The 21,154-nt window shown below is 74.4% G+C and carries 20 protein-coding genes; 7 read left to right on the top strand and 13 right to left on the bottom strand.

All coding sequences use genetic code 11. From position 1 onward, the window contains the following. Positions 1 to 20: 20 nt before the first annotated feature. From GA0070609_RS09730 to GA0070609_RS09690, 9 genes are read right to left on the bottom strand one after another with little or no spacing between them, the layout of a single operon-like run. Positions 21 to 1,268: an MCE family protein gene (locus GA0070609_RS09730; protein ID WP_088993508.1), complete on the bottom strand. Its 1,248-nt coding sequence runs from the start codon at positions 1,266 to 1,268 to the stop codon at positions 21 to 23. Then, complete coding sequence (locus GA0070609_RS34835) at positions 1,265 to 2,668, bottom strand: MCE family protein (protein WP_088993507.1); 1,404 nt, start codon at positions 2,666 to 2,668, stop codon at positions 1,265 to 1,267. The genes GA0070609_RS09730 and GA0070609_RS34835 overlap by 4 nt, the downstream gene beginning before the upstream one ends. Beyond that, the gene (locus GA0070609_RS09720; protein ID WP_088993506.1) at positions 2,665 to 3,909 is read right to left on the bottom strand and encodes an MCE family protein; all 1,245 of its coding nucleotides are present in this window, start codon (positions 3,907 to 3,909) and stop codon (positions 2,665 to 2,667) included. The genes GA0070609_RS34835 and GA0070609_RS09720 overlap by 4 nt, the downstream gene beginning before the upstream one ends. Further along, on the bottom strand, positions 3,909 to 4,889 hold the full coding sequence (locus GA0070609_RS09715) for an MCE family protein (RefSeq protein ID WP_088993505.1): 981 nt from the start codon (positions 4,887 to 4,889) through the stop codon (positions 3,909 to 3,911). Before GA0070609_RS09715 ends, GA0070609_RS09720 begins: the two co-directional genes overlap by 1 nt. Beyond that, a complete protein-coding gene (locus GA0070609_RS09710; protein ID WP_088993504.1) occupies positions 4,886 to 5,914 on the bottom strand; it encodes an MCE family protein in 1,029 nt (342 codons plus the stop codon). The genes GA0070609_RS09715 and GA0070609_RS09710 overlap by 4 nt, the downstream gene beginning before the upstream one ends. Then, positions 5,911 to 7,191 carry an MCE family protein gene (locus GA0070609_RS09705; RefSeq protein WP_088993503.1) on the bottom strand — a complete coding sequence of 427 codons (1,281 nt, stop codon included), beginning with the start codon at positions 7,189 to 7,191 and terminating at the stop codon, positions 5,911 to 5,913. Before GA0070609_RS09705 ends, GA0070609_RS09710 begins: the two co-directional genes overlap by 4 nt. A gap of 2 nt (positions 7,192 to 7,193) precedes the next feature. Continuing rightward, positions 7,194 to 7,997 (bottom strand): MlaE family ABC transporter permease, encoded by an 804-nt coding sequence (locus GA0070609_RS09700; RefSeq protein WP_088993502.1) that lies wholly within the window; start codon positions 7,995 to 7,997, stop codon positions 7,194 to 7,196. Position 7,998: 1 nt separating this feature from the next. Continuing rightward, positions 7,999 to 8,799 carry an MlaE family ABC transporter permease gene (locus tag GA0070609_RS09695; RefSeq protein ID WP_088993501.1) on the bottom strand — a complete coding sequence of 267 codons (801 nt, stop codon included), beginning with the start codon at positions 8,797 to 8,799 and terminating at the stop codon, positions 7,999 to 8,001. Continuing rightward, positions 8,796 to 9,797 carry an ABC transporter ATP-binding protein gene (locus GA0070609_RS09690; protein WP_088993500.1) on the bottom strand — a complete coding sequence of 334 codons (1,002 nt, stop codon included), beginning with the start codon at positions 9,795 to 9,797 and terminating at the stop codon, positions 8,796 to 8,798. The genes GA0070609_RS09695 and GA0070609_RS09690 overlap by 4 nt, the downstream gene beginning before the upstream one ends. A 178-nt stretch (positions 9,798 to 9,975) precedes the next feature. Between GA0070609_RS09690 and shbA the strand changes: the two genes are divergently transcribed. From shbA to GA0070609_RS09670, 4 genes are all read left to right on the top strand, one after another. Next, positions 9,976 to 10,557: an RNA polymerase sigma factor ShbA gene (gene shbA / locus GA0070609_RS09685; RefSeq protein ID WP_088997614.1), complete on the top strand. Its 582-nt coding sequence runs from the start codon at positions 9,976 to 9,978 to the stop codon at positions 10,555 to 10,557. Beyond that, complete coding sequence (locus GA0070609_RS09680) at positions 10,554 to 11,360, top strand: anti-sigma-D factor RsdA (RefSeq protein WP_088993499.1); 807 nt, start codon at positions 10,554 to 10,556, stop codon at positions 11,358 to 11,360. Before shbA ends, GA0070609_RS09680 begins: the two co-directional genes overlap by 4 nt. A 323-nt stretch (positions 11,361 to 11,683) precedes the next feature. Continuing rightward, positions 11,684 to 13,027 carry a hypothetical protein gene (locus GA0070609_RS09675; protein WP_157748102.1) on the top strand — a complete coding sequence of 448 codons (1,344 nt, stop codon included), beginning with the start codon at positions 11,684 to 11,686 and terminating at the stop codon, positions 13,025 to 13,027. Between the two features lie 317 nt (positions 13,028 to 13,344). After that, a complete protein-coding gene (locus GA0070609_RS09670; RefSeq protein WP_088993497.1) occupies positions 13,345 to 13,929 on the top strand; it encodes a hypothetical protein in 585 nt (194 codons plus the stop codon). A gap of 46 nt (positions 13,930 to 13,975) precedes the next feature. Here GA0070609_RS09670 and GA0070609_RS09665 read toward each other — a convergent pair whose 3' ends face one another. Next, positions 13,976 to 14,548 (bottom strand): YdeI/OmpD-associated family protein, encoded by a 573-nt coding sequence (locus GA0070609_RS09665; RefSeq protein WP_231928604.1) that lies wholly within the window; start codon positions 14,546 to 14,548, stop codon positions 13,976 to 13,978. A 5-nt stretch (positions 14,549 to 14,553) separates the two neighbouring features. After that, the gene (locus tag GA0070609_RS09660; protein ID WP_088993496.1) at positions 14,554 to 14,964 is read right to left on the bottom strand and encodes a VOC family protein; all 411 of its coding nucleotides are present in this window, start codon (positions 14,962 to 14,964) and stop codon (positions 14,554 to 14,556) included. A 62-nt stretch (positions 14,965 to 15,026) separates the two neighbouring features. Here GA0070609_RS09660 and GA0070609_RS09655 point away from each other — a divergent pair, with 62 nt between their 5' ends. Together GA0070609_RS09655 and GA0070609_RS09650 are read left to right on the top strand one after the other, a co-directional pair. Beyond that, positions 15,027 to 15,980, top strand: a complete 954-nt coding sequence (locus GA0070609_RS09655) for a helix-turn-helix transcriptional regulator (RefSeq protein ID WP_088993495.1) — start codon at positions 15,027 to 15,029, stop codon at positions 15,978 to 15,980. Between the two features lie 73 nt (positions 15,981 to 16,053). After that, positions 16,054 to 16,458 (top strand): DUF2267 domain-containing protein, encoded by a 405-nt coding sequence (locus GA0070609_RS09650; RefSeq protein ID WP_088993494.1) that lies wholly within the window; start codon positions 16,054 to 16,056, stop codon positions 16,456 to 16,458. Between the two features lie 32 nt (positions 16,459 to 16,490). Here the strand turns inward: GA0070609_RS09650 and GA0070609_RS09645 are convergent, their stop codons facing one another. After that, on the bottom strand, positions 16,491 to 17,468 hold the full coding sequence (locus GA0070609_RS09645) for an ABC transporter permease (protein ID WP_088993493.1): 978 nt from the start codon (positions 17,466 to 17,468) through the stop codon (positions 16,491 to 16,493). A 96-nt stretch (positions 17,469 to 17,564) separates the two neighbouring features. Further along, positions 17,565 to 18,077, bottom strand: a complete 513-nt coding sequence (locus GA0070609_RS09640; RefSeq protein ID WP_157748101.1) for a hypothetical protein — start codon at positions 18,075 to 18,077, stop codon at positions 17,565 to 17,567. A gap of 185 nt (positions 18,078 to 18,262) precedes the next feature. Here GA0070609_RS09640 and GA0070609_RS09635 point away from each other — a divergent pair, with 185 nt between their 5' ends. After that, entirely contained in the window at positions 18,263 to 21,070 is a 2,808-nt protein-coding gene (locus GA0070609_RS09635) for a M14 family zinc carboxypeptidase (RefSeq protein WP_088993491.1), read from the top strand. Positions 21,071 to 21,154: the final 84 nt, after the last annotated feature.

Genomic DNA, 21,154 nt, shown 5'->3' with positions numbered 1-21,154 from the left:
CTCCTCCTCGGATCTGCCGGTCACGGGGTCACCCCGGCGAGCAGCAACTGCTTCCACGACTGGTCACCGGCCGTCCGGTACTGGCCGCCGGTCCCGCCGAACTGCAACGGTCGCCCGTCGGAGCCGAGCACCAACCCGGTCGCCGGGTCGTAGCCGACCATCCCGGTCGTAGCGGCGGGCGGGGTGCCGGTGGCGGGCGCCGGGTCGGCCCCGCCCGGGCGGGGCGCGTTCGGGGCGCCGCGCACCCCGGCGCCGGCCGCCCGGTCCTGCTGGCCGCACTGCCGGCTGCCGCCCCGGTACACGCAGGACGGCGGGTTGTTGACGTTGAGCACCAGGCCGAGGTGGGCGGTGCCGTCGCCCGGGGTGACGGTGAAGCCGCCGGCGACCGCGATCGGGTACGCCACGAGCAACTGCTCGATGCCGGGCAGCCGCCGGGCGGCGATGCCGTTGACGGTCACCAGGTTGCCGAGCAGGGTGCCGATGGTCGGCTCCAGGCCGCGCAGCAGCGCGATCGTCTCGGTCGCGGCGGGCGGGCCGGCGGCCAGGACGCGCCGCAGGTCGGGGTCCGCTTCCCGAACGGTGGCGGCCAGCTCGGCCAGGCCGCGCGCCCAGCGCCGCAACGCCTCCGCCGACTCGGCCTGGGTGGTCAGCACGGTGCGCCCGTCGTGGATCAGGGCGAGGGTCTCGGGCAGGGCCGCTGTCGCGTCGGTGAGCAGCGCGTCCCCCGCGTCGAGGATCCGGGCGAGCGCGGCCTCGTTGCCCTGGAACGCGGTGCCCAGCTCGGTGATCAGCACTGCCAGGTCCTCCGGGCCGACCGAGCGGACCAGCGCGTCCAGGTTGGACAGCAGCACCTCGGGGGCGAGCGGGACGCCGGTGCGGTCGGCGGGGATCACCGACCCGTCGCGCAGGTACGGGCCGTCGTCGCGGTCCGGCCGCAGGTCGAGGTACTGCTCGCCGACGGCGGAGCGGTGCGCCACCACCGCGCGCAGCTCGGCGGGCACCCGGACGTCCCGGTCGATCCGCAGGTCGGCGCGGACGCCGTCGCCGTGCAGATTGACCGCGGTGACCCGGCCGACGGGCACCCCGCGGTAGGTGACCGGGGCGTTGGCGAACAGGCCGCCGGCGCGGGCGAGGTCGACGTGCACCACGTACCCGCCGCCGAGCAGCCGGTCGCCGAGGCCGACGTAGCGCACCCCGACGTAGCCGACGCCGAGCAGGCTCACCAGTACGAAGGCGATGACCTGGAGTTTCACGGTCCGTCCGATCATGGCAGCAGCCCGCCTCCGAGGATGTCGGTCAGGCCGCCGACCGTGCCGGTTATCGCGCCGGTCACCGGCAGGATGCAGTCGGCGGAGAGGATCGTGCCGGCGGGCAGTTCCGTGCCGGCGGGGAAGGCGGTGCCGGGCGGCACGATCCCCTTGGGCAGGATCAGCCCGCCGACGGGCACCTTGGAGCCGGGCTTGAGCAGCTGGCAGCCCTCCGGCAGCTGGCACTCCTTCGGCGGCGTCCAGGTCGTCGGGAACTTGGTCAGGTCCGGCAGGCACTTCAGCAGCGGCAGGTCCGGCAGGGAGCCGTCGGGGCGGGCTCCCGGGCGGGACCCGCCGGCCGTGGGCGGGGGTGCGGCGCCGGGCGTCCGCCCGCCGGTGGCCGACCCGGCGGGCGCTGGGGCGGCGGCGACCAGGTTGGCCAGGATCGAGGCGGCGTCCAGGTCGGCGGTGATGGAAAGGTTGACGAAGTCGCCGACGATCGCGCCGGTCACGTTCGGCGGGAACGGGTACGACAGCATGAAGTCCAGTGACTTCGGCAGGTCGTCCCCGGCACGGACCAGCTGTTCGAGGATCGGTTTCAGCGACCGCAGGCTGGCCAGGGTGTCGTCGCGGCTGCGGTTGACCACCCGGGTGCCGACCCGCCCGAGTTCGCCGAGGGCGGTCAGCGCGCTGGTCAGCTGGGCGCGCTGGCGGGCCAGCGTGGTCATCCCGGGGGCAAGCGCGTCGACGGCCTCGCCGACGACCTGCCGCTGCCGGGCGAGCCGGCCGGTCAGCCGGTCCAGCGCCTCGACCGCCCGGACGATGTCCGCCTTCTGCCGTTCCAGCCCGCCGACGAACTCGTCGAGCCGGTGCAACGCGTCGCGGATCGCGGGTTCGCGGCCGTCGAGCGCCCGGCCGAGTTCCTGGTCGATGGTGCGCAGCTGGGCCAGGCCGCCGCCGTTGAGCAGCAGCCCCAGCGCGGCGAGCACCTCCTCCACCTCGGCGCCGCGCGTGGTGCGGGCCAGCGGGATGACGTCGCCGTCGGCGAGCCGGCCGCGGCGCGGCTCGGTGGTCGGGGCGGTGACCGTCACGTACTTCTCGCCGAGCAGGCTGCTCTGCCGGACCGCCGCGGTGGCGTTGGCGGGCAGCTGGACCTCGCGGTCGATCCGCAGGATGACCCGGGCGGTCCAGCCGGCGAGGGAGATCTTCTCGACGCTGCCCACCGTGACGTCGTCGACCTTGACGGCCGCCTGCGGCACCAGGTCGAGCACGTCGGTGAACTCGGCGGTGACCCGGTACCCGGGGCCGGCCGGCGCGCCGCCGGGCAGCGGCAGGTCGGTCAGCTCCGGCAGGCCGCAGCCGGCGGGCAGCAGCGCCACGGCCAGGGCCGCGGCCAGCAGCCGGCGCGCCCGGGCGGTCATGCCGGGCCTCGCAGGATGCCGCCGAGGGTACGGTCCAGGGTGTCGACGGGGCCGCCCGGCGCCAGGTCGAGGGCCGGCCCACCGGGCTGGGTGGATGGAGGTTCGCCCGGCGGGACCGGGCCGGCCGTCGGGGCGCCGGGCGGCAGCTTGAGCAGCTTGCGCAGCTGATCGGTCATCGGCAGCCCGCGCGCGTGCAGCGTCTGCGCGAGCGCGTGGCAGGTGGCCGGGACCTGTTTCGCGGGCAGCTGGTCGACGATCAGCGAGCAGGCGAAGCCGGCCGGGTCGTACGGGCCGGTGGCGTTGTCGCGGGTGTCCAGGGTGCCCGACCGGGGGTTGTACGCCAACGCGAGGTTGTTCAGTGCCAGCGGCGCCACGTCGAGGATCTCGATGACCGCCTCCTGCTGGCGGACCAGCACCCCGGTGATGTCGGCGAGCGCGGCGACGTCGGCGGTGAGCAGCTGGCGGTTCTTCTTCACGAAGGCGGTGACGTCGGCCAGCGCGACGGCCAGGCTGCGCAGCGCGGCGGAGAGTTCGTCGCGTTCGCCGGAGAGCTGTTCGGCCACGTCGGCCAGCTGCCGCTGGAAGGCGCGCACCTGCTGGTCGCTCTCGGCCAGGGTGGTGGTGAACCGTTGCAGGTTGGCCACCGAGCCGAACAGGTCCTGCCGGCCGTCGGCGAGCGTGGTCAACGCCCGGGACAGCCCGTCGAGGGTCTCCCGCAGCTGCTCGCCGTTGCCCTCCAGGTTGGCCCGGCCGGTGGCGACGAGGTCGGACAGCGCGCCGTCGGCGTTCGCGCCATCCGGGCCGAGCGCCCGGTTGAAGTCGTCCAGCGCCCGGTAGATGTCGTCGATCTCCATCGGCGCCGCGGTGCGGGTCAGCGGGATCTCGGCGCCGTCGGCGAGCGGGGCGCCGCCGGCGTACGCGGGGGTGAGTTGGACGTACCGGTCGCTGACCACGCTGGGCGGGACGATCACCGCCTGCGCGTCGGACGGGATCTGCACGCCCGGGTCGTAGCGCATGGCGACCTCGACGGTGCGCCCGCGCGGGGTCACCGCCACCACCTCGCCGACCCGGACGCCGAGGACCCGCACGTCGGAGCCGGGGTGTACGCCGACCGCCCGGGTGAAGTGGGCGGTCAGCCGCCGCTGGGGCGGCTCGTGCCGGGCGACCACCACGGCGGCGGCCAGCGCGGTGAGCAGGACGGTGGCGGCGGCGACCGGCCGGCGCCAGCGGTGGGCGGCCATCACCGGCCACCCGTGGGCACGTACGGCTGCACCAGCCCGTGCACGTACGAGTCGAACCAGCGGCCGTTGCCGACCACGTTGGCGAACGCGGTGACGAACGGCGCCATCCGCGCGATGCTGCGTTCCAGGTTGTCCCGGTTGCGTTGCAGCACGGCGATCACCTCCCGCAGCTCCCGCAGGGCCGGGTCGAGTTCGGTCCGGTTGTCGGCGACCAGTCCGGACAACTGGGTGGCCAGGTCGTTGGTGCCGACCAGCAGCTTGTGGATGGCGTCCCGGCGGCGGGTCACCTCGGCCAGCAGCGCCTCGCCGTCGGTCACCAGCTTGCGGAACTCCTCGTCGCGGGTGGCCAGCACGTCGGTGACCTCGCGGGCCCGGGTCAGCAGCGACCGCAGTTCGGCGTCCCGGTCGGCGACGGTGCGGGAGAGCCGGGCCAGCCCGCCCAGCGCGGAGTCGACGCTGGCGGGGGTGTCGGCGAAGGTCTCCGACAGGGTGGCGAAGGCGGCGGCGAGCTGGTCGGTGTCGACCTTGTCGAGGGTGTCGGCGAGCCCGGTGACCGCCTGGACCACGTCGAACGGGGCGGCGGTGCGGTCCAGCGGGATCTGCCCGCCCTCCGGCAGCCGGCCCGCCCCGGCGGGCGCCAGGGCCAGGTACTTCTGCCCGAGCACCGTCTTGATCCGGATCGTCGCGCCGGTGCGGTCGCCCAGGCGTACGCCGTCGTCGTCGACCCGGAACCGGACCCGCACGTACGACCGGGTGTCGCGGGCGAGTTCGACGGCGGTGACCTTGCCGACGCGGACCCCGGCGACCCGCACCTCGTTGCCGGCGGCGAGGCCGCTGGCGTCGGTGAAGGCCGCCTGGTAGGCCCGGCCGGTGAACGCGGCGAGCCGGTCGAGCTGGAAGGCGCCGAGCAGCGCGGCGACGATCAGGGTCAACCCGACGGCGCCGGTGACCACGGGGTTGCGTTCGCGGAACGGTTTCATCGGCTGCCTCCGGTGGCGCACCGCGCGGCCGGCGCGCTGAAGGTGACGGGGTTCAGGGTCTGGCCGGCGGCCGACACCCGGCCGTCGAAGTCGCAGAGGTAGAAGTTGAACCAGGAGCCGTACGAGGCGACCCGGGTCAGCGACTCGTAGCGCTGCGGCAGCCGGCCGAGCGTGCTGTCGATGACCGCGGAGTTGCGGTTGAGCGTGCCGGCGAGCTCGTCGAGGGCGCGGATGTCGGCGGCGAGCGGTGGCCGGGCCTCGCCCACCAGCGACGAGGTCGCCTCGGTGAGGTCGCCAAGGTTGACCAGCGCCTCGCCGATGGCGGTCCGGTCGGCGGCCAGCCCGGAGACGAACTCCTGCAGTTGGGTGATGGTCCGGTCGAGGTCCCGGTCCCGGGTGGCGAGGGTGGTCAGCACGGTGTTGAGGTTGGTGACCACGCGGCCGATGACGGCGTCCCGGTCGGCGAGGGTGTTGGTCAGCGAGGCGGTCCGGCTCAGCAGGCTCGACACGGTGCCGCCCTCGCCCTGGAGCACCTGGATGATCTCGTAGGCGAGTTTGTTGACGTCCTCCGGACGCAGCGCGGTGAACAGCGGCCGGAAGCCGTTGAACAGCACGGTCAGGTCCAGCGCCGGGGTGGTCTGCCCGATCGGGATGAGCCCGTCCGGCCGCAGCGGCCGGCGCTCCCCCGGCCCCTCGGTGAGCGCGAGGTAGCGCTGCCCGACCAGGTTGCGGTAGCGGATGGCGGCGCGGACGCCGGTGGCCAGCGGGACGTCCTCGGTGAGGGTGAACTCGACCTCGGCCACGGTGTCGTCGACGACCCGGATGTCGGCGACCCGGCCGACCCGGACGCCGGCGATCCGCACGTCGTCGCCGGGCAGCAGGCCGGTGACGTCGGTGAACCGGGCCCGGTAGTTGACGCCGCCGGCCGGGAAGGCGCCCAGGGTCTGGGCGAGCAGCGCGGTCAGCAGCAGCGTCACCGCGGCGAAGACCAGCAGCTTCACCAGCGGGCGGATGGTGCCGGTCATCGGGCGTTCACCACCGCTCCGCGCAGCAGCGGCCCCCACAGCAGCACCGCGATGTCGGGCACCTCCGCCGGCGGGGTGCCGGTGACCGCGCCGAGCAGCGGTTTCACCAGGGCGCGTTCCTGGCCGGTGGCGGCCTGGCCCATGGCCGGGGAGGCGCCGGCGGCCGGGGCGGGCAGGCCGACCGGCAGGGTGACCGGCGGCCGGGGGCCGGAGTAGTCGTAGCCGTCGTCGATCGGCTTCTCCGGGGCGGGACTGGCCGGTCGGGGCAGGCCGTGGCACTGCGGGCCGTCGTCGGCGCGGTAGACCGGTTCGTCGCGGCCACGCTCGTACTTGCCGCCGTCGCGGGTGACCTCCAGGGTGATCCGCATCCGGCCGCCGGCGAAGACCTCCTCCACCCGGGGTTGCAGGGCCACCAGGCCGCTCATCAGGCACGGGTACTCGGGCGCGTAGGTGGCGAGCAGTTCGAGCACCGGCCGGCTCACCGCGCCGAGCCGGATGAGCTGGTCGCCGTGCCGGTCGAGGAAGCCGTGCGCGACGTCGGCGGCGTCGGTGGCCTCGGCGAGGAACGCGGCCAGCTGGGTGCGCTGGTCGGTGACCGTGCGGGCGGTGACGCTGACGTCGCGCAGCAGCGCCAGCAGGTCGGGCAGCGCGGCGTCGTAGCTGTCCAGCACCGCGGCCAGGGCGCGCACGTCCGCCGCGATGGCCGGCATGGCCGGGTTGAGCCGTTCGAGGTACGCCTCCAGCCGGGCCAGGTTCGCGCCGAGCTGCTCGCCGCGGCCCTCCAGCGCGGTGGCCAGCGCGCCCAGCGTGGTGGCCAGCTGGTCGGGCCGGATCGCCTGCAACAGCGGCAGCGCCTCGTCGAGCACCCGCTCCAGCTCCACGGCGGTGCGGCTGCGGTCCTGGGTGATGACCGCGCCGTCGCGGATCGGCCCGGCGGTGCTGCCCGTCGGCGGGACGAGTTCGACGTAGCGTTCACCGAAGAGCGTCTTGGGCAGCAGGCGCGCGGTGACGTCGGCCGGGATCCGGCCGGTGGTCGCCGGGTCGAGGGCCAGCCGCAGGGTGGCCCCGTCGCCGTCGCCGCGTACCGAGCGGACGTCGCCGACCAGCACGCCGCGTACCTTCACGTCGGCGCCGTCGGCGAGTTGCAGGCCGGCGCGGTCGGCGTGCAGGGTGACCCAGGCGACCGGGGTGAACGCCTTGCGGTACTGCAGCACGGAGCCGGTCAGCGCCGCGGCCAGGACGGCGACGAAGACGATGCCGAGGATGCGATGTTTCATGCTCACCCCGCGATCCGGACGGTGGTGGTGGCGCCCCAGATGGCCAGGGACAGGAAGAAGTCGACGATGTTGACGGCGACGATGGCCAGCCGAACGGCGCGGCCGACGGCGACGCCGACGCCGGCCGGTCCGCCGCTGGCGGTGTAGCCGTACCAGCAGTGCACCAGCACCACGATCACGCTGAAGACCAGCACCTTGCCGAAGGACCAGAGCACGTCGCCGGGCGGCAGGAACAGGTGGAAGTAGTAGTCGTAGGTGCCCGCCGACTGTCCGAAGTAGAAGACGGCGATGGCGCGGGTGGCCAGGTAGCTGGAGAGCAGCCCGATCACGTACAGCGGGATCACCGCGATGAAGCCGGCGATCATCCGGGTGGTGACCAGGAACGGCAGCGACGGCACGCCCATCACCTCGAGCGCGTCGACCTCCTCGGAGATCCGCATGGCGCCGAGCTGGGCGGTGAAGCCGCAGCCCACGGTGGCCGACAGCGCCAACGCGGCCACCAGCGGGGAGATCTCCCGGGTGTTGAAGTACGCCGAGATGAAGCCGGTGAAGGCGCTGCTGCCGATCTGGTTGAGCGCCTGGTAGCCCTGCAGGCCGACCTCGGTGCCGGTGAAGAAGGTCAGGAAGCAGATGACGCCGACGGTGCCGCCGAGCACCGCGAGCGCCCCGGTGCCGAAGCTGACCTCGGCGAGCAGCCGTACCACCTCGCGCCGGTAGCGGCGCAGGGTGCGCGGCGCCCAGCCGAAGGCGCGCAGGTAGAAGGCGAGCTGTCCGCCCAGGTCGTCGAGCTGTCGCAGCACCGGCACGTCAGCTTCCCTTCTGCGGTACGACCTGGAAGTACACGGCCGTGACGAGGAAGTTCAGCGCGAACAGCAGCATGAAGGTGAACACGACGCTCTGGTTGACCGCGTCGCCGACGCCCTTCGGGCCGCCCCGCGCGTTCATCCCCTGGTAGGACGCGACCAGGGCCGCGGTGGCGCCGAACAGCAGCGCCTTGACCTCGCCCACCAGCAGGTCGGGCAGTTGCCCGAGGGCCTGGAAGCTGGCCAGGTACGCACCGGGGGTGCCGCCCTGCATGACCACGTTGAACAGGTAGCCGCCGGTGACGCCGACGACGCTGACCAGGCCGTTGAGCAGGACGGCGACCAGCATCGCGGCGAGCACCCGGGGCACCACGAGCCGGTGGATCGGGTCGATGCCCAGCACCCGCATCGCGTCGAGTTCCTCGCGGATCTTGCGGGAGCCGAGGTCGGCGCAGATCGCCGAGCCGCCGGCGCCGGCGATGACCAGGGCGGTGACGATCGGACCGGCCTCGCGGACCACGGCGAGCACCGAGGCGGCGCCGGTGAACGACTGCGCGCCGAGCTGCCGCACCAGCGAGCCGAGTTGCAGCGCGATGACCGCGCCGAACGGGATCGAGACGAGCGCGGCCGGCAGGATCGACACCGAGCTGATGAACCAGGCCTGCTGGACGAACTCGCGCACCTGCACCGGCCGGCGGGGCAGGGCCCGCAGCGTGTCGAGGCAGAAGCCGAAGAAGTCGCCGGAGCGGCGGACGGCGGCCAGCGGGGCGCCGAACCTGACGACTCGCTCGCCGCGCCCGCTCATTTGGCCGCCTCCCCGTTCCGGGCGCCGACCGGGAGCTCGACCGTCGGGCGGTCGGCGGCCGGGCGGTCGGCGAAGGAGCCCGGCGGCGGGGTGACGCCGTGCTCGCGGCACCACGCGCCGGGCGGGCGCTCGGCCCGCCGGGGTCGGCCGTCGGAGGGCTGCAGTTGGGTCGGGATGGGCGGCAGCGGCGGCAGTTCCACACCGGCCTGGGCCTCGGCCCGCAGTTCCTCGGCGTCCTTCTCCTCGGCCATCCCGATCGGCCCGATCCGCTGGGCGTTGAGGAACTGCCGGACCACCGGTTCGGTGCTGGACAGCAGCATCTCCCGGGGCCCGAACATGGCCAGGTGCCCGTGGTAGATCAGCCCGATGTTGTCCGGCACGGTGCGGGCGGTGTTGATGTCGTGGGTGACGATCAGGAACGTCGCCTCGGTGCGCTGGTTGAGGTCGATGATCAGCTGGTTGAGGTACGCGGTGCGCACCGGGTCGAGCCCCGAGTCCGGCTCGTCGAAGAGGATGATCTGCGGGTCGAGGACGAGTGCGCGGGCCAGCCCGGCGCGCTTGCGCATCCCACCGGAGATCTCCCCGGGCAGCTTCCGCTCGGCGCCGGTCAGGCCGACCATCTCCAGCTTCTCGCCGACCACCGCCCGGATCTGCGCCTCGCTCTTGCGGGTGTGCTCGCGCAGCGGGAAGGCCACGTTGTCGTAGATGGTCATCGAGCCGAACAGGGCGCCGTCCTGGAACAGCACGCCGAACAGCTTGCGGACCTCGTACAGGGCGCGCTCGGAGAGCCGGGGCAGGTTGTGGCCGGAGATCCAGATGTCGCCGCGGTCGGGCCGGAGCAGCCCCACCAGGGTCTTGAGGAACACCGACTTGCCGGTGCCCGACGGGCCCAGCAGCACCGAGATCTCGCCGGCCGGCAGCGTCAGGCTGACGTCCGACCAGACCGGCTGTCCGCCGAAGGACTTGGTCAGCCCCTGCACGGCCACCTCGACGCCCACGCGGTCCCCTCTCCTCGGTGCTGCTACTTCGGACATCGCTGCGGCGTGGCGCGGTGTAACAGATTTCTCGCGATTTCTTTGCGGTACGACGGAGCTACTCGCGGTGAGCTAGGCAAAATCCGGTCGGCTCGATAGCGTGCGCGTTAACCGGCCGGTAACGAAGGTGCTCCGCGACGCGATGACCACAACGATCGAGCCCGAACTCATCCGGCGGGCCGCAGAGGGCGACTCCAGGGCAATGGCGGCCCTGCTCACCGACGTGCGCCCGGGGCTGGTGCGGTACTGCCGGGCCCGGCTGGGACGGATCGGCGGGGCGTACACCACGGCGGACGACGTCGCGCAGGAGATCTGCCTCGCCGTGCTGCGGGCGCTGCCCCGCTACCGCGACCAGGGCACTCCGTTCTCCGCGTTCGTCTACGCCATCGCCGGGCACAAGGTGGCCGACGCGCAGCGCGCCGCGGCGCGGGCCGCCGCGGTGACCGCGACCGTCGACGCCTCCCTCGACACCCCCGCCGCGGAGCCCGGCCCGGAGCAGCAGGCCGTCGCCACCGACCTCGCCCGCCGCCTGTCGGTGCTGCTCGACCGCCTGCCGGACGCGCAGCGGGAGATCGTCCTGCTCCGGGTGGCGGTCGGCCTCACCGCCGAGGAGGTAGGGGCGATCGTCGGGATGTCCGCCGCCGCGGTGCGGGTGGCCCAGTCCCGCGCCCTGGCCCGCCTCCGTACCCTGGCAGGCGACACACTCGACGAGGTGGCGGCATGACCGAGCAGCGGCCCCAGGGGGGCGACGAGCTGGACCTGGCGACCATCGCCCGGGACGACCAGCTGCTCGACGCGCTCGGCCGGGGCGAGCCGGCGCCGGACGGCGACGACGTGGCCGCGCTGCTCGCCGCCTGGCGGGCCGACCTCGACAGCGCCGACGACGAGCCGGTCCTGCGGCCCGCCGTGCAGCCGCCGCCCGCGGCGCCCGCGCCCCGATCGGCGGCGTTCGGGCGGCGCGTGCTGCGCCTCGCGGCAGCGGTGGTCGTCCTGGTGGCCATCGCCACCGCGCTCGGCGTCGGCAGCCGCAACGCCGGGCCGAGCAGCCCGCTCTGGTCGCTGACGAAGGTGCTCCACCCGCAGCAGGCGCAGGTACGCACCGTCGAGGACACCATCGACCGCGCCCGGGCCGCACTGTCGGCCGGCCGGCTGGCGGAGGCCGCGCAGCTCATCGAGCAGGGTCGCGGCGGCCTCGCCGGGATTGACGACCCGACGCTGGCCACCCGGCTGCGAGCGGAACTCGACGCCCTGCACCGCGACCTGCTGGCCGCGCTGTCGCCGCCACCCGCGCCCGCCACGGCGGGCCCGACGCCCGCACCCACCGCCGGTGGCGGGTCCGCCCCGCCGGCCGGTCCCGGCCCGGTCGGCTCGCCGCCACCCCCGTCACCGTCGGGCGCCGGAGAGCCCGGTCTCCCCGACATCCTCCCGCTGCCGTCACTGCCCACCCTGCTGCCGAGCGGGGGTCTGCCGCCGCTGCTCCCGTCGCTGCCCGGCCTGCCGCTACCCACCGCGAACCCGCTGGGCTGAACGCGCCAAGTCCAGCGGTCCGCGGTTCGCCGCGCCCGGCCGGCTGGCTCGCCGCGCCTGGTCGGCGGCCGGTTGCTCGCCCGCCCGCCCGGTCGGCGGCCGGCGGTTCCGGCGTGGCCGGTCGGCGGCCGGCGGCGCCGGCCGATCCTGACGTGCCCCCGCCGGTTCGCCGTGTCCGGTCGACGGCCGGCGGTTTCGGCGTGGCCCCCGCCGGTCCGCGGTCCTTCGGCTGATGTCGATTTGTCGTGTGTCGGACCGTGTCCACCCGGTCACCGTTCGGCACAATCAGACCTGCCCTGAAGAGGACCCCGGAGGTGCGCGTGGTGCGGCGTCGCGGCCGGCTGGCTCAGACGATGCTGCGTGGGCTGCTGCTGGTCGGGGGCGCCCTCGGCGCCTGGGGCGCGTACGACGCGGCCGCCGACGAGCCCGCGTACGCCGCCGGTTCCAGCGGGCCGTGCCTGCTCGGCGAGCTGATCGACGGCGTGCGGACGATCCTCGGCACCCCACTGTCCTGTGTCCCGACCGCCGGGCCAAACGGCGACGAGGCAGCCGAGCCCGCGGCACGCGAGCGGGCAGCCGAGCCCGGGGCGGGAGAGGGAACACGGCGCCCCGGCACCGGTCAGCCACCGGCGTGGATCGAGCGGGTCGCCCCTCCCTCCGAGCAGCGGGCGGGCCGCATGCCGTCGGCGAATGCTCCGGCACCGGTGGGCCGCGGGGCGGCCGCGCCGGCCCGGGACGGGTCGCGGGCCGACAGCTCCACCGCGCCCGGGCGGAGCCAGGGCGCCGCGAACGCCGGCGAGGCGACGCCCACCACGGCCGGGCCGGCCGAGCCGGCGCCGGACCCGCTGGCGCCGGCACTGTGCCCGGCGAAGCCGATCCTGGACACGCTCGACCCGGCACTGCGCCCGGCCAAGCCGATCCTGGACACGCTCGACCCGGCGCTCCGCCCGGCCACGCCGATCCTGGACACGCTCGACCCGGCGCTCCGCCCGGCCACGCCGATCCTGGACACGCTCGACCCGGCGCTCCGCCCGGCCACGCCGATCCTGGACACGCTCGACCCGGCGCTCCGCCCGGCCACGCCGATCCTGGACACGCTCGACCCGGTGCTCGGTCCGGCCACGCCGATCGGGCCGGCGCTCGGCCTGGCGGAGCCGGTCGTGGAAACCCTCGAACCGGTGCTGGGCCTGGTCGAGCCGGTGGTGGAAGCGCTGACCCCGGTGCTCGACGTCGTCCAGCCCGTTCCCGGCGGGCCCGCCGGTCCCCGGACGCCACCGGAGAGTGCCGGCGGCGTCCGGTCACCAGCGATCACGCCGCCGCCGGTGACCACCGCGCCGCCCAGGACCGCCCACCCGACACCCGCGGTCGATCCGCACGGGCGCTGGTCCGGGTCGACGTTCCGGCCGTCGGGTGGCGACCGGTCGGCCGCCGGCGACCCCGAGGCGATCCGGCACCGTCCGCCGGCCGGTGATCCCGGGCACGCCCACCACGGGACGCCCGCCGGCTGCGGCACGGCCGGCCACAGCGCGGCGGGCTGCTGGTCCGGGATCACCGAGGGTGCCCTGTCCTGGGCCTGGCACCCGGAGCTGTGGCCGCTCGGCGGTCAGCCGGCCCGGAGCGACAAGCTGACCCACCGGGCGAGTCGGCCGGACACCAGGCCAGCCTGACACCCCTTGTGGCGGCGGCCGCCGCGACCGCTCCGACCGGGCGACCGGCGTTCGTGCCGGTACCACCCGCACGGTGAGCGTCGCCGTCCGGCCACCCCGCGAGGCACACCGGCGCGGTGGCCGCCGGACGGGTCTTCCCGGAACCGGTCCGGTCGTCCCCGACACGCCGACCCGATGCGCGGCCCCGGCCGGCCGCGCCACCACGACGGGATGCCGAGGCTCCGGCCGGCGCCCGACTCCCGCAGTCACGAAAGACCTGCTCCACCGCAACTCCGTCGCGCGGGCTCAGCTCCCCGCGCACCTGGGAAGGAGAGCTCGTGAAGAAGACCCTGCCGGTCGCCCGCGCCCGTTGGTGCGACATCGACGACATCGTGGACCTGGTCGCCGGCGCACTCGCCCGCACCGGCACCGGCGCCTGGCTCGTGCCCGACGTCCACCGCCGGCGTCGGGTGCTCCGCGCCGTCACCCGGATCTGGACCGAGCACGCGCTGCTGTTCGGCGAGGCGTACCTGGCCAGCGACCGTACGGCCGCCGCCGTCTGGTTCCACCGGTACGGCCCGATCCCGCCGCCGCCCGGGTACGGCGAGCGGCTCGCCGTCGCCTGCGGCGACTACCTCGACCGGTTCCTCCGCCTCGACGAGGTGCTCGCCGCCCGGCGGCCCACCGGCCCGCACAACCACCTGGCGTTCTTCGCGGCCGTACCCGAGCCGCGGGGCGGCGACCAGTCCGGCACGCTGCTCGCCACCAGCCGCGCCCGGATGGACGCCAGCCTGCTGCCCTCGTACACCGAGGCGACGACGCCCACCGAACGGGACCTGTACGCCCGGCACGGCTATGTCGCCCACGGGTCGTTCACGCTGCCCGACGGCACCACCGCGTACCCGATGTGGCGCCGGCCGTGACGGCCGCCGGTGCGTCCACCCGGACCCTCCGGCGGCCGACCGGCGGTCACCGCGGCGGCACGCCCGCGGCTTCCAGTCCCGCGAGGGCTCGCCGCAGCGCCCCGGCCCGCGCCGCCGGGGTGCGTGCCTTGAGCAGCGGCAGGAACACCGCGTACCGGTCGCTGCGGCCGAGCGCCTGGTAGGCCGCGCGGGCGCGGTCGTTCGCCGCGAGAGCCGCGGCGAGGTCGTCGGGTACGGCGGCGGTGCGCTGCGGCGCGTACGCCGCCGCCCAGCGGCCGTCGGCCTGCGCGGCCGCGACCTGGGCCCGGCCGCCGGGGCGCATCCGGCCGGCCGCCTCCAGCGCGGTGACCCGATCGACGTTGACCCGGGACCAGGGGCTGCCCGGCCGGCGCGGCGAGTAGCGCTGCAGAAAGTGGGTGTCGTCCAGGCGGCGGCGGTGGCCGTCGATCCAGCCGTGGCAGATGGCCACGTCGCCAGCCTCGGTCGCGGTCATGGCGGCCGCGCCGCTGCCCTTGCGGGCGATGGCGAGCCAGACGTCCGACCGGCTCGTGCCGTGCGCGGCGAGCCACCGGTCCCACTCGCCGGCGTCGGCGCAGCGGAGGATCTCTACGTCGTCCACGGTGGTCACTCCTTCCCGTCGACGATCTCGACGTAGTGCGGGTTGTACATGACGCCGAGCAGGTTGCCGAACGGGTCGACCACGGTGGCGGTGACGAAGCCCGCGCCCCGGTCCTGCGGCGGCTCATGTTCGGTGGCGCCCATGGCGAGCAGCCGCGCCACCATGGCGGGCACGTCGTCGACGTGCCAGTAGAGGACCACCCCGCCGGGTCCGGCGGCCGTGCCCGGCGGCCGGTAGCGGCTGTCGATCAGGCCGAGTTCGTCCTGGTGGTCGCCGAGGCGCCATTCCGCGTAGCCGTCGCGCAGGAAGTACGGCTCGAAGCCGATCAGTTCGCTGTACCAGGCCTTGGCCGCCGGCCAGTCCGCAGCCCAGTAGCTGACGTTGGCCATGCCCCGCAGTTTCGGTGTCGTCGTCATGACCCTCACGCTAGGAGGTGTTGAGGAACGTTAGATTCCTCAATCTGACGCAGAATGAGGGAATGTTGGAAACCTCGGCACGACTGCTGCGGCTACTCTCGTTGTTGCAGCAGCGGCGGGACTGGTCCGGTGCGGAGCTGGCCGGCCGGCTTTCGGTCACCACGCGGACGGTGCGCAACGACGTCGACCGGCTGCGGCAGCTCGGCTACCAGGTGAAGTCGACCACCGGCCCGGCCGGCGGTTACCGGCTGGGCGCGGGTGCCGCGCTGCCGCCGCTGCTGCTCGACGACGACGAGGCGGTGGCGGTCGCGGTGGGGCTGCGCGCCGCCGCGGCGGGCACGGTCACCGGCATGGAGGACGTGTCGCTGCGGGCGTTGACCAAGCTGGAGCGGACGCTACCGGCCCGGCTGCGGCCGCGGGTCGACGCCCTGCGCGGGACGACCGTCTCGGCGGCCGGCGGCGGGCCGACGGTCGACGCCGACACGCTGACCACGATCGCGGCGGCCGCGCACGACCACGAACGGCTCCGGTTCCGCTACGTGGGCCACGACGGGCAGAGCACCGAGCGCGACGTCGAGCCGCACACCCTCGTCTACACCGGCCGCCGCTGGTACCTGCTGGCCTGGGACACCGATCGGCGGGACTGGCGTACCTTCCGGGCCGACCGGGTGCGGCCGTTGCCGCCGGCCGGGCCGCGGTTCGTGCCGCGCGAGCCGCCCGGTGGCGACGCCGCCGCGCACGTGCTGCGCGGTGTCCGCTCGGAGGTCTGGACGTACCGGGCGCGGATCCGGATGCAGGCGCCGGCCGCGGTGGTGGCCGAACGCAGCACCACCACCTCCGGGCAGGTCGTCCCGCTCGACGACGGGACGTGCGAGCTGGTCACCGGCACCGACTCGCTCACCGACCTGGCCACCTACCTGGCCAAGTTCGAGGTGCCGTTCACCGTGCTGGAGCCGCCCGAGCTCCGCGAGACGCTGCGCGAACTGGCCGCCCGCTACCTGGCGGCCGCCGGGTGAGGGCGGTCGGCCGCTGTTTGCCGGGCGGAGACGCGGGTAGACGCCGCTGTCCACGCAGAGAAAGGCCCGGCAGGTGGAGAACAGCGAGTTCATCGACTCGGTGGCGCGACGCTTGCGCACCTCACCGGAGCAGGCGACCGCCATCACCCGCGCCACGCTCACGACCCTCGCCGAGCGGATCGACGGGGGCGAGGCACGGGACCTGTCCGCCCGGCTCCCGGAAGGGCTGCGGGCGTACGCGTTCGCGCCTCGGGACAAGGCCCAGCGGTTCGGGCTGGACGTCTTCGTGCAGCAGGTCAGCGGCCGGGCGGAGGTGGACGGCGACCTGGCGAAGGCGGGCATGCGGGCGGTGTTCGACACCCTCCGCGAGGCCATCCCACCCGGCGAGTACGACGACGTCATCACCCACCTGCCGGCGGAGTTCTGGGACCTCACCGACTCGGCCGCCCGGTACGACGGGGAAACCCGCCGCGGCTGACCCGCACCCGCGCCGGTTCGAGGGTCGTCGGCTCAGCGGAGCTTGGGGTCGAGGGCCTCGCGGACCGCCTCACCGAGCATCACGAAGCTCAGCACGGCGGTGACGAGGAACGCGGCGGGGAAGAAGAGCAGGAACGGCGAGACGCGGATGTAGTTCTGCGCCTCACTGATCATGATGCCCCAGGACACCACCGGGGTCTTCAGGCCGACGCCCAGGAAGGACAGCGTCGCCTCGGCGCCGATGAACGAACCCACCATGATCGTGCCGTACACCAGCAGCGGCGCCAGGCAGTTCGGCAGCAGGTGCTTCAGGATGATCCGGCCGGTGCCGGCACCCAGCGCCCGCGCGGCCACGATGTAGTCCGCCTCCTTGGTGGCCAGCACCGAGGAGCGCATCAGCCGCATCACCACCGGCCACATGAGAACGGTCAACGACAACATGACCAGCCCCATGATCTCCGCGGTGCTGTTGTCGGACCCCGAGCCGTTGAACGTGGTCAGGATGACGATCGCGCCGAGGATGAACGGCAGGCCGAAGAAGACGTCGGCGATCCGGGACAGCAGGCCGTCCACCCAGCCGCCGCGGTAGCCGGCGATGATGCCCATCGTGCCGCCGATCAGCAGCGTGCCGGCCACCGAGAGCACCGCCACCACGATCGAGGCGCGGGCGCCGTAGATGACCCGGGCGTACACGTCGCGGCCCTGCACGTCGTAGCCGAACCAGCCGTTGGCCCCCGGCTCCACCCGGCTGTTCGACAGCGAGCCGTTGACCGGGTCGCCGTTGGTGAACAGCGACGGGAACGCCGCCATCACCAGGAAGATCACGATGAACGTGGCCGAGATCCAGAACAGCGGCTTGCGGCGCAGGTCACGCCACGCGTCGCCGAGCAGGCCCCGGGGCTTGTCGGCGCGGGCGCCGCCAGGCACCCCCGGGTTGACCGGCGCGCCGATCTCGGTCGGCTGCTCGGGGCGGGGCGCCGAGGCGATCGACGCGGTGCTCGGATCACTCATGACGGCTCCTCCGGTCCCGGGCGGCGTGGAGCAGATCCACCAGCAGGTCTACCAGGAACGTGATGGCGCCACAACAGACGGTCCGCCAGAACGCGCTCAGCCCTCCCGGTACGCGGGCAGCCCGAGCGCGGCCCGCACCCGGCCGGCCTCCTCGGCGCCGCTGTGCGCCGCCGCCGCCCGGATCTCCCGCATCAGCGCCTCGGCGTCGGCCGCCTCGCCGGCGCGGCGCCAGTGCCGCAGCGCGACGTCGTTCTCGGCCAGCAGGGCGGCCATCGGCGCCCGGGCCGCCGCCGGCCAGGTCGTCTCCCGCAGCGCCGCCGCGTGCGTCGCGTTCGTCCGGGCCACCTCGGCGGCCAGCTTCCGCACCGTCCGCCACGGCTTCCCCGCGTTGGCCGCCGTCTCGAGCTTCTCCAGCGCGGTGTTGTACGGCTCGACGATCGCCAGGTAGCGGCGCTTCGCCTCCTCGGGGGTCAGCGCGGCCGGCGTGGCCGGGTCGGCCGACGCGCCGCCCTGCCAGGCCGGCTGCTGGTTCAGAGTCTCGGTCGGTTCGCCGCCGCCGCAACCGGCGAGCACCACGGTCATGGCCAGGGCGGCCGTCCAGCGACGCACGTCATTCCCCTCCGTCGAGCTGCGGAACAGCCGGAGTCTAGGTGGCGCCCAACGTTCCCGGGGTCCCGCTCACCGGCCCCGCACCCCGCGACACCGGTGGACCGCGCGCGGGATCTTGACCGGCCAAAATCGCAGGTCATAGGCTTCGATCAATGTGAGCCAGTTCCCGGGAAGGGAAACACGAGATGGCCCCAGCGACGCGTCCGCTCTGGACGGTTCCTCCCCGACGGTTGGCCAGCGCCACGGCCCTCGCGCTCGTGCTCGGCATGACGCCCCTGCTGGGCGCCGCGCCGGCCGCAGCCACCCCACGACCCGCCCCCTGCAGCACCGACCCCACCGCCCGGCTGGCCGCCGTGCCCAGCCCGGAACAGGCCCTCGGCTTCCCCCTCGGCCTCGGCCAGGAGCGGGTGGTCAGCACCGACGAGATCCGCCGCTACCTCGGCGCCGTCGACGCCGCCTCCGACCGCGTCGTCACCGGCGTCCTGGGCACCAGCGTGCTCGGCCAGCCGCTGCCGTACGCGGTGGTGTCCACCGAGCGGAACGTCCGGCCGGCCACCCTGCGGAAGATCGCCGAGGACGTCCGCGACCTGCGGGACCCGCGCCGCACCTCGGCGCGGAAGGCCGCCGCGACCGCGGCCGGCGACCCGGCCATCGTCTGGGTCACCGGGAACGTGCACGGCGGCGAGAAGAGTGGCGCCGACGCCGCGCTCAAGACGCTCTACGAGCTGGCGTCGGGCCTGTCCTGCGAGGTCGCCCGGCGCAACGACAACCTGGTCACCGTCATCGTGCCGACGCAGAACCCGGACGGCCGGGACGCCAGCCGCCGACAGAACGAGTACGGCTTCGACCTGAACCGCGACTGGTTCGCCCGCACCCAGCGGGAGACCGACAGCAAGCTGGAGCTGATGCGCCGGTACCCGCCGCAGGTGTTCATCGACGCGCACGAGATGGGCGGCCGGCAGTACTTCTTCCCGCCCAACGCCGACCCGATCCACCACGAGATCGCCGGTGAGGCGGTCGACTGGATCAACCGGATCGGCGAGGCCAACAAGGCCGGCTTCGGCTACAACGGCGCCTGCGGCGGCGCGGTCACCACCGAGTGCTACTTCAACTACTCCACCTATGACCTGTTCTTCATGGGCTACGGCGACACCGTCCCGGCCGCCGGCTTCGGCGCCGCCGGGATGACCTTCGAGAAGGGCAGCGCCTCGGCGGTGGCCGACCGGGTCCAGCAGCAGTTCCACACCCAGTGGTCCACACTCGGCTGGGCCGCGGCGCACAAGCGTGAGCTGCTGACCGGCTACTTCCGGATCTGGACCGACGCGCTGGCCCAGGGCCGGGCCGGCGCGCTGGAGCCGAACGAGGTGGTCCAGCCCACCAACACCGTGCAGTTCCCGGTGCCGGACATCCGGATCCGCTCGTACTTCCTGCTGCCCGACCGACAGCTCGCCGACGTGCGCCAGCTGGTCGAGCGGCTGCGGCGGATGGACGTCGAGGTGTACGAGGTGCAGCGGCCAACGAGGTTGCCGACCGCGCGGATCTTCGGCGGGCGCAGCGCCACCAACCTGACCGTGCCGAAGGGCGCGTACTGGATCCCGATGGACCAGCCGCAGAAGCACTGGATCCAGGCGATCATGGGCGAGGACCCGTACACCCCGTTCCCGTACTTCTACGACGTGTCGTCCTGGAGCAACCCGCTGCTGATGGGGGTGTCCACGGTCTACACCGGCGACGACGTACGGCCCCAGGCCCGGCTGGTCCGGGAGATCAGCGGTGGCCGCACCGGCTGGGCCAGGCCCACCGGCTCGTACGCGTACCCGCTGGACTCCGCCGCCGCCGCGGAGTTCACCTTCGCGCTGCTGCGTCGGGGCGTGCCACTGGTGCGGGACCTGGACAGCGGCGTGGTCGGCCTGCCGGCGACCAGCCTGACCCGCGAGGTCGACCGGCTCGCCGGGTCGCTCGGGGTGAGCCTGACCGCACGGCGCGGACCGGCCGCGGGCGCCCGGCTCGACCTGCCGGACGTGGGGCTGTTCCAGGGCACCGGCATCTCCACCACCGCCGGCTCGCACGGCGAGGCCCGCTACGTGCTCGGCAAGCGGTGGGGCCTGGAGCTCAAACCGGTGACCACCGCCGACATCAACGACAACACCGAGGCGTTCACCGGGCGCACCGTGCTGCTCGTACCGGACGGCAGCAGCCCGACCGGTGGTCTCACCGCCGCCGGGCAGGCCAACCTGCGGACCTGGATCGCCCAGGGCAACACCTACCTGGGGCTGCGCAACGAGGGCACCCGGATGGCCCGGGCCGCCGGGCTCACCTCCACCACCGAGCAGCCCAAACCGACCGGCTACACGGTGATCGGCTCACACCTGCGGGTGGACGTCGACCGGGACAGCCCGGTCGCGCTGGGCCGACCGGCGGAGGACTTCGAGTTCAACAACAACGACCCGATCCTGACCCCGAGCACCACCGGGACGAACGTGCTGCGCTACCCCAGCGGCGACACCTTCTGGGCCAACGGCTACACCGTCGGCGCGGACGCGCTGAAGGGGACGGTCGCGCTGGTCGACGAGCCGACCGGGGCCGGCCGGGCGGTGCTGTTCGCGTTCAACCCGCTGTTCCGGGCGTACAACGAGAACGGGCTGCACCTGGTGGCCAACGCGCTGCTGCTGCCCGGCGGCGCGGCCGGCCGCGCCGCGACGCCGCCCGCCGTCGGCCCGGCCCGGGCGGCCGCCGCGGCCGCGCCGGTGCCGGCGGATCTCGGCGGCGGCTGGCGGCCGATCACCATCGAGGTCGCCCCCGGCGATCTGGCCCGGACCCGGGCGGTCGTCGCCGGGTTCGCCGGCGACAGCCGGGTGTCCGAGGCGAACGGCTCGGCCTACCTGGTGATCCCGAACCCGGACGGCCGCCAGGCCGACGAGCACCCGTTCCTCGGTGACCTGGTACGGGCGCTGCGGGACGCCCGGGTGCCACTGCGCTCCGTGGTGGCCTGAGGCCCGCCCTCCGGTGGTCCGGCCGGTCGACGGCGGCCGGGCCACCGGAGGCCCGCGATGACGCTCCGCGGCCGGCGGGACCGC

The sequence above is a fragment of the Micromonospora echinaurantiaca genome (assembly GCF_900090235.1).
Taxonomy (GTDB): Bacteria; Actinomycetota; Actinomycetes; order Mycobacteriales; family Micromonosporaceae; genus Micromonospora; species Micromonospora echinaurantiaca.
The sequence above is the reverse complement of the archived record's forward strand: the minus strand, read 5'-3'. Positions and strand labels throughout refer to the sequence as shown.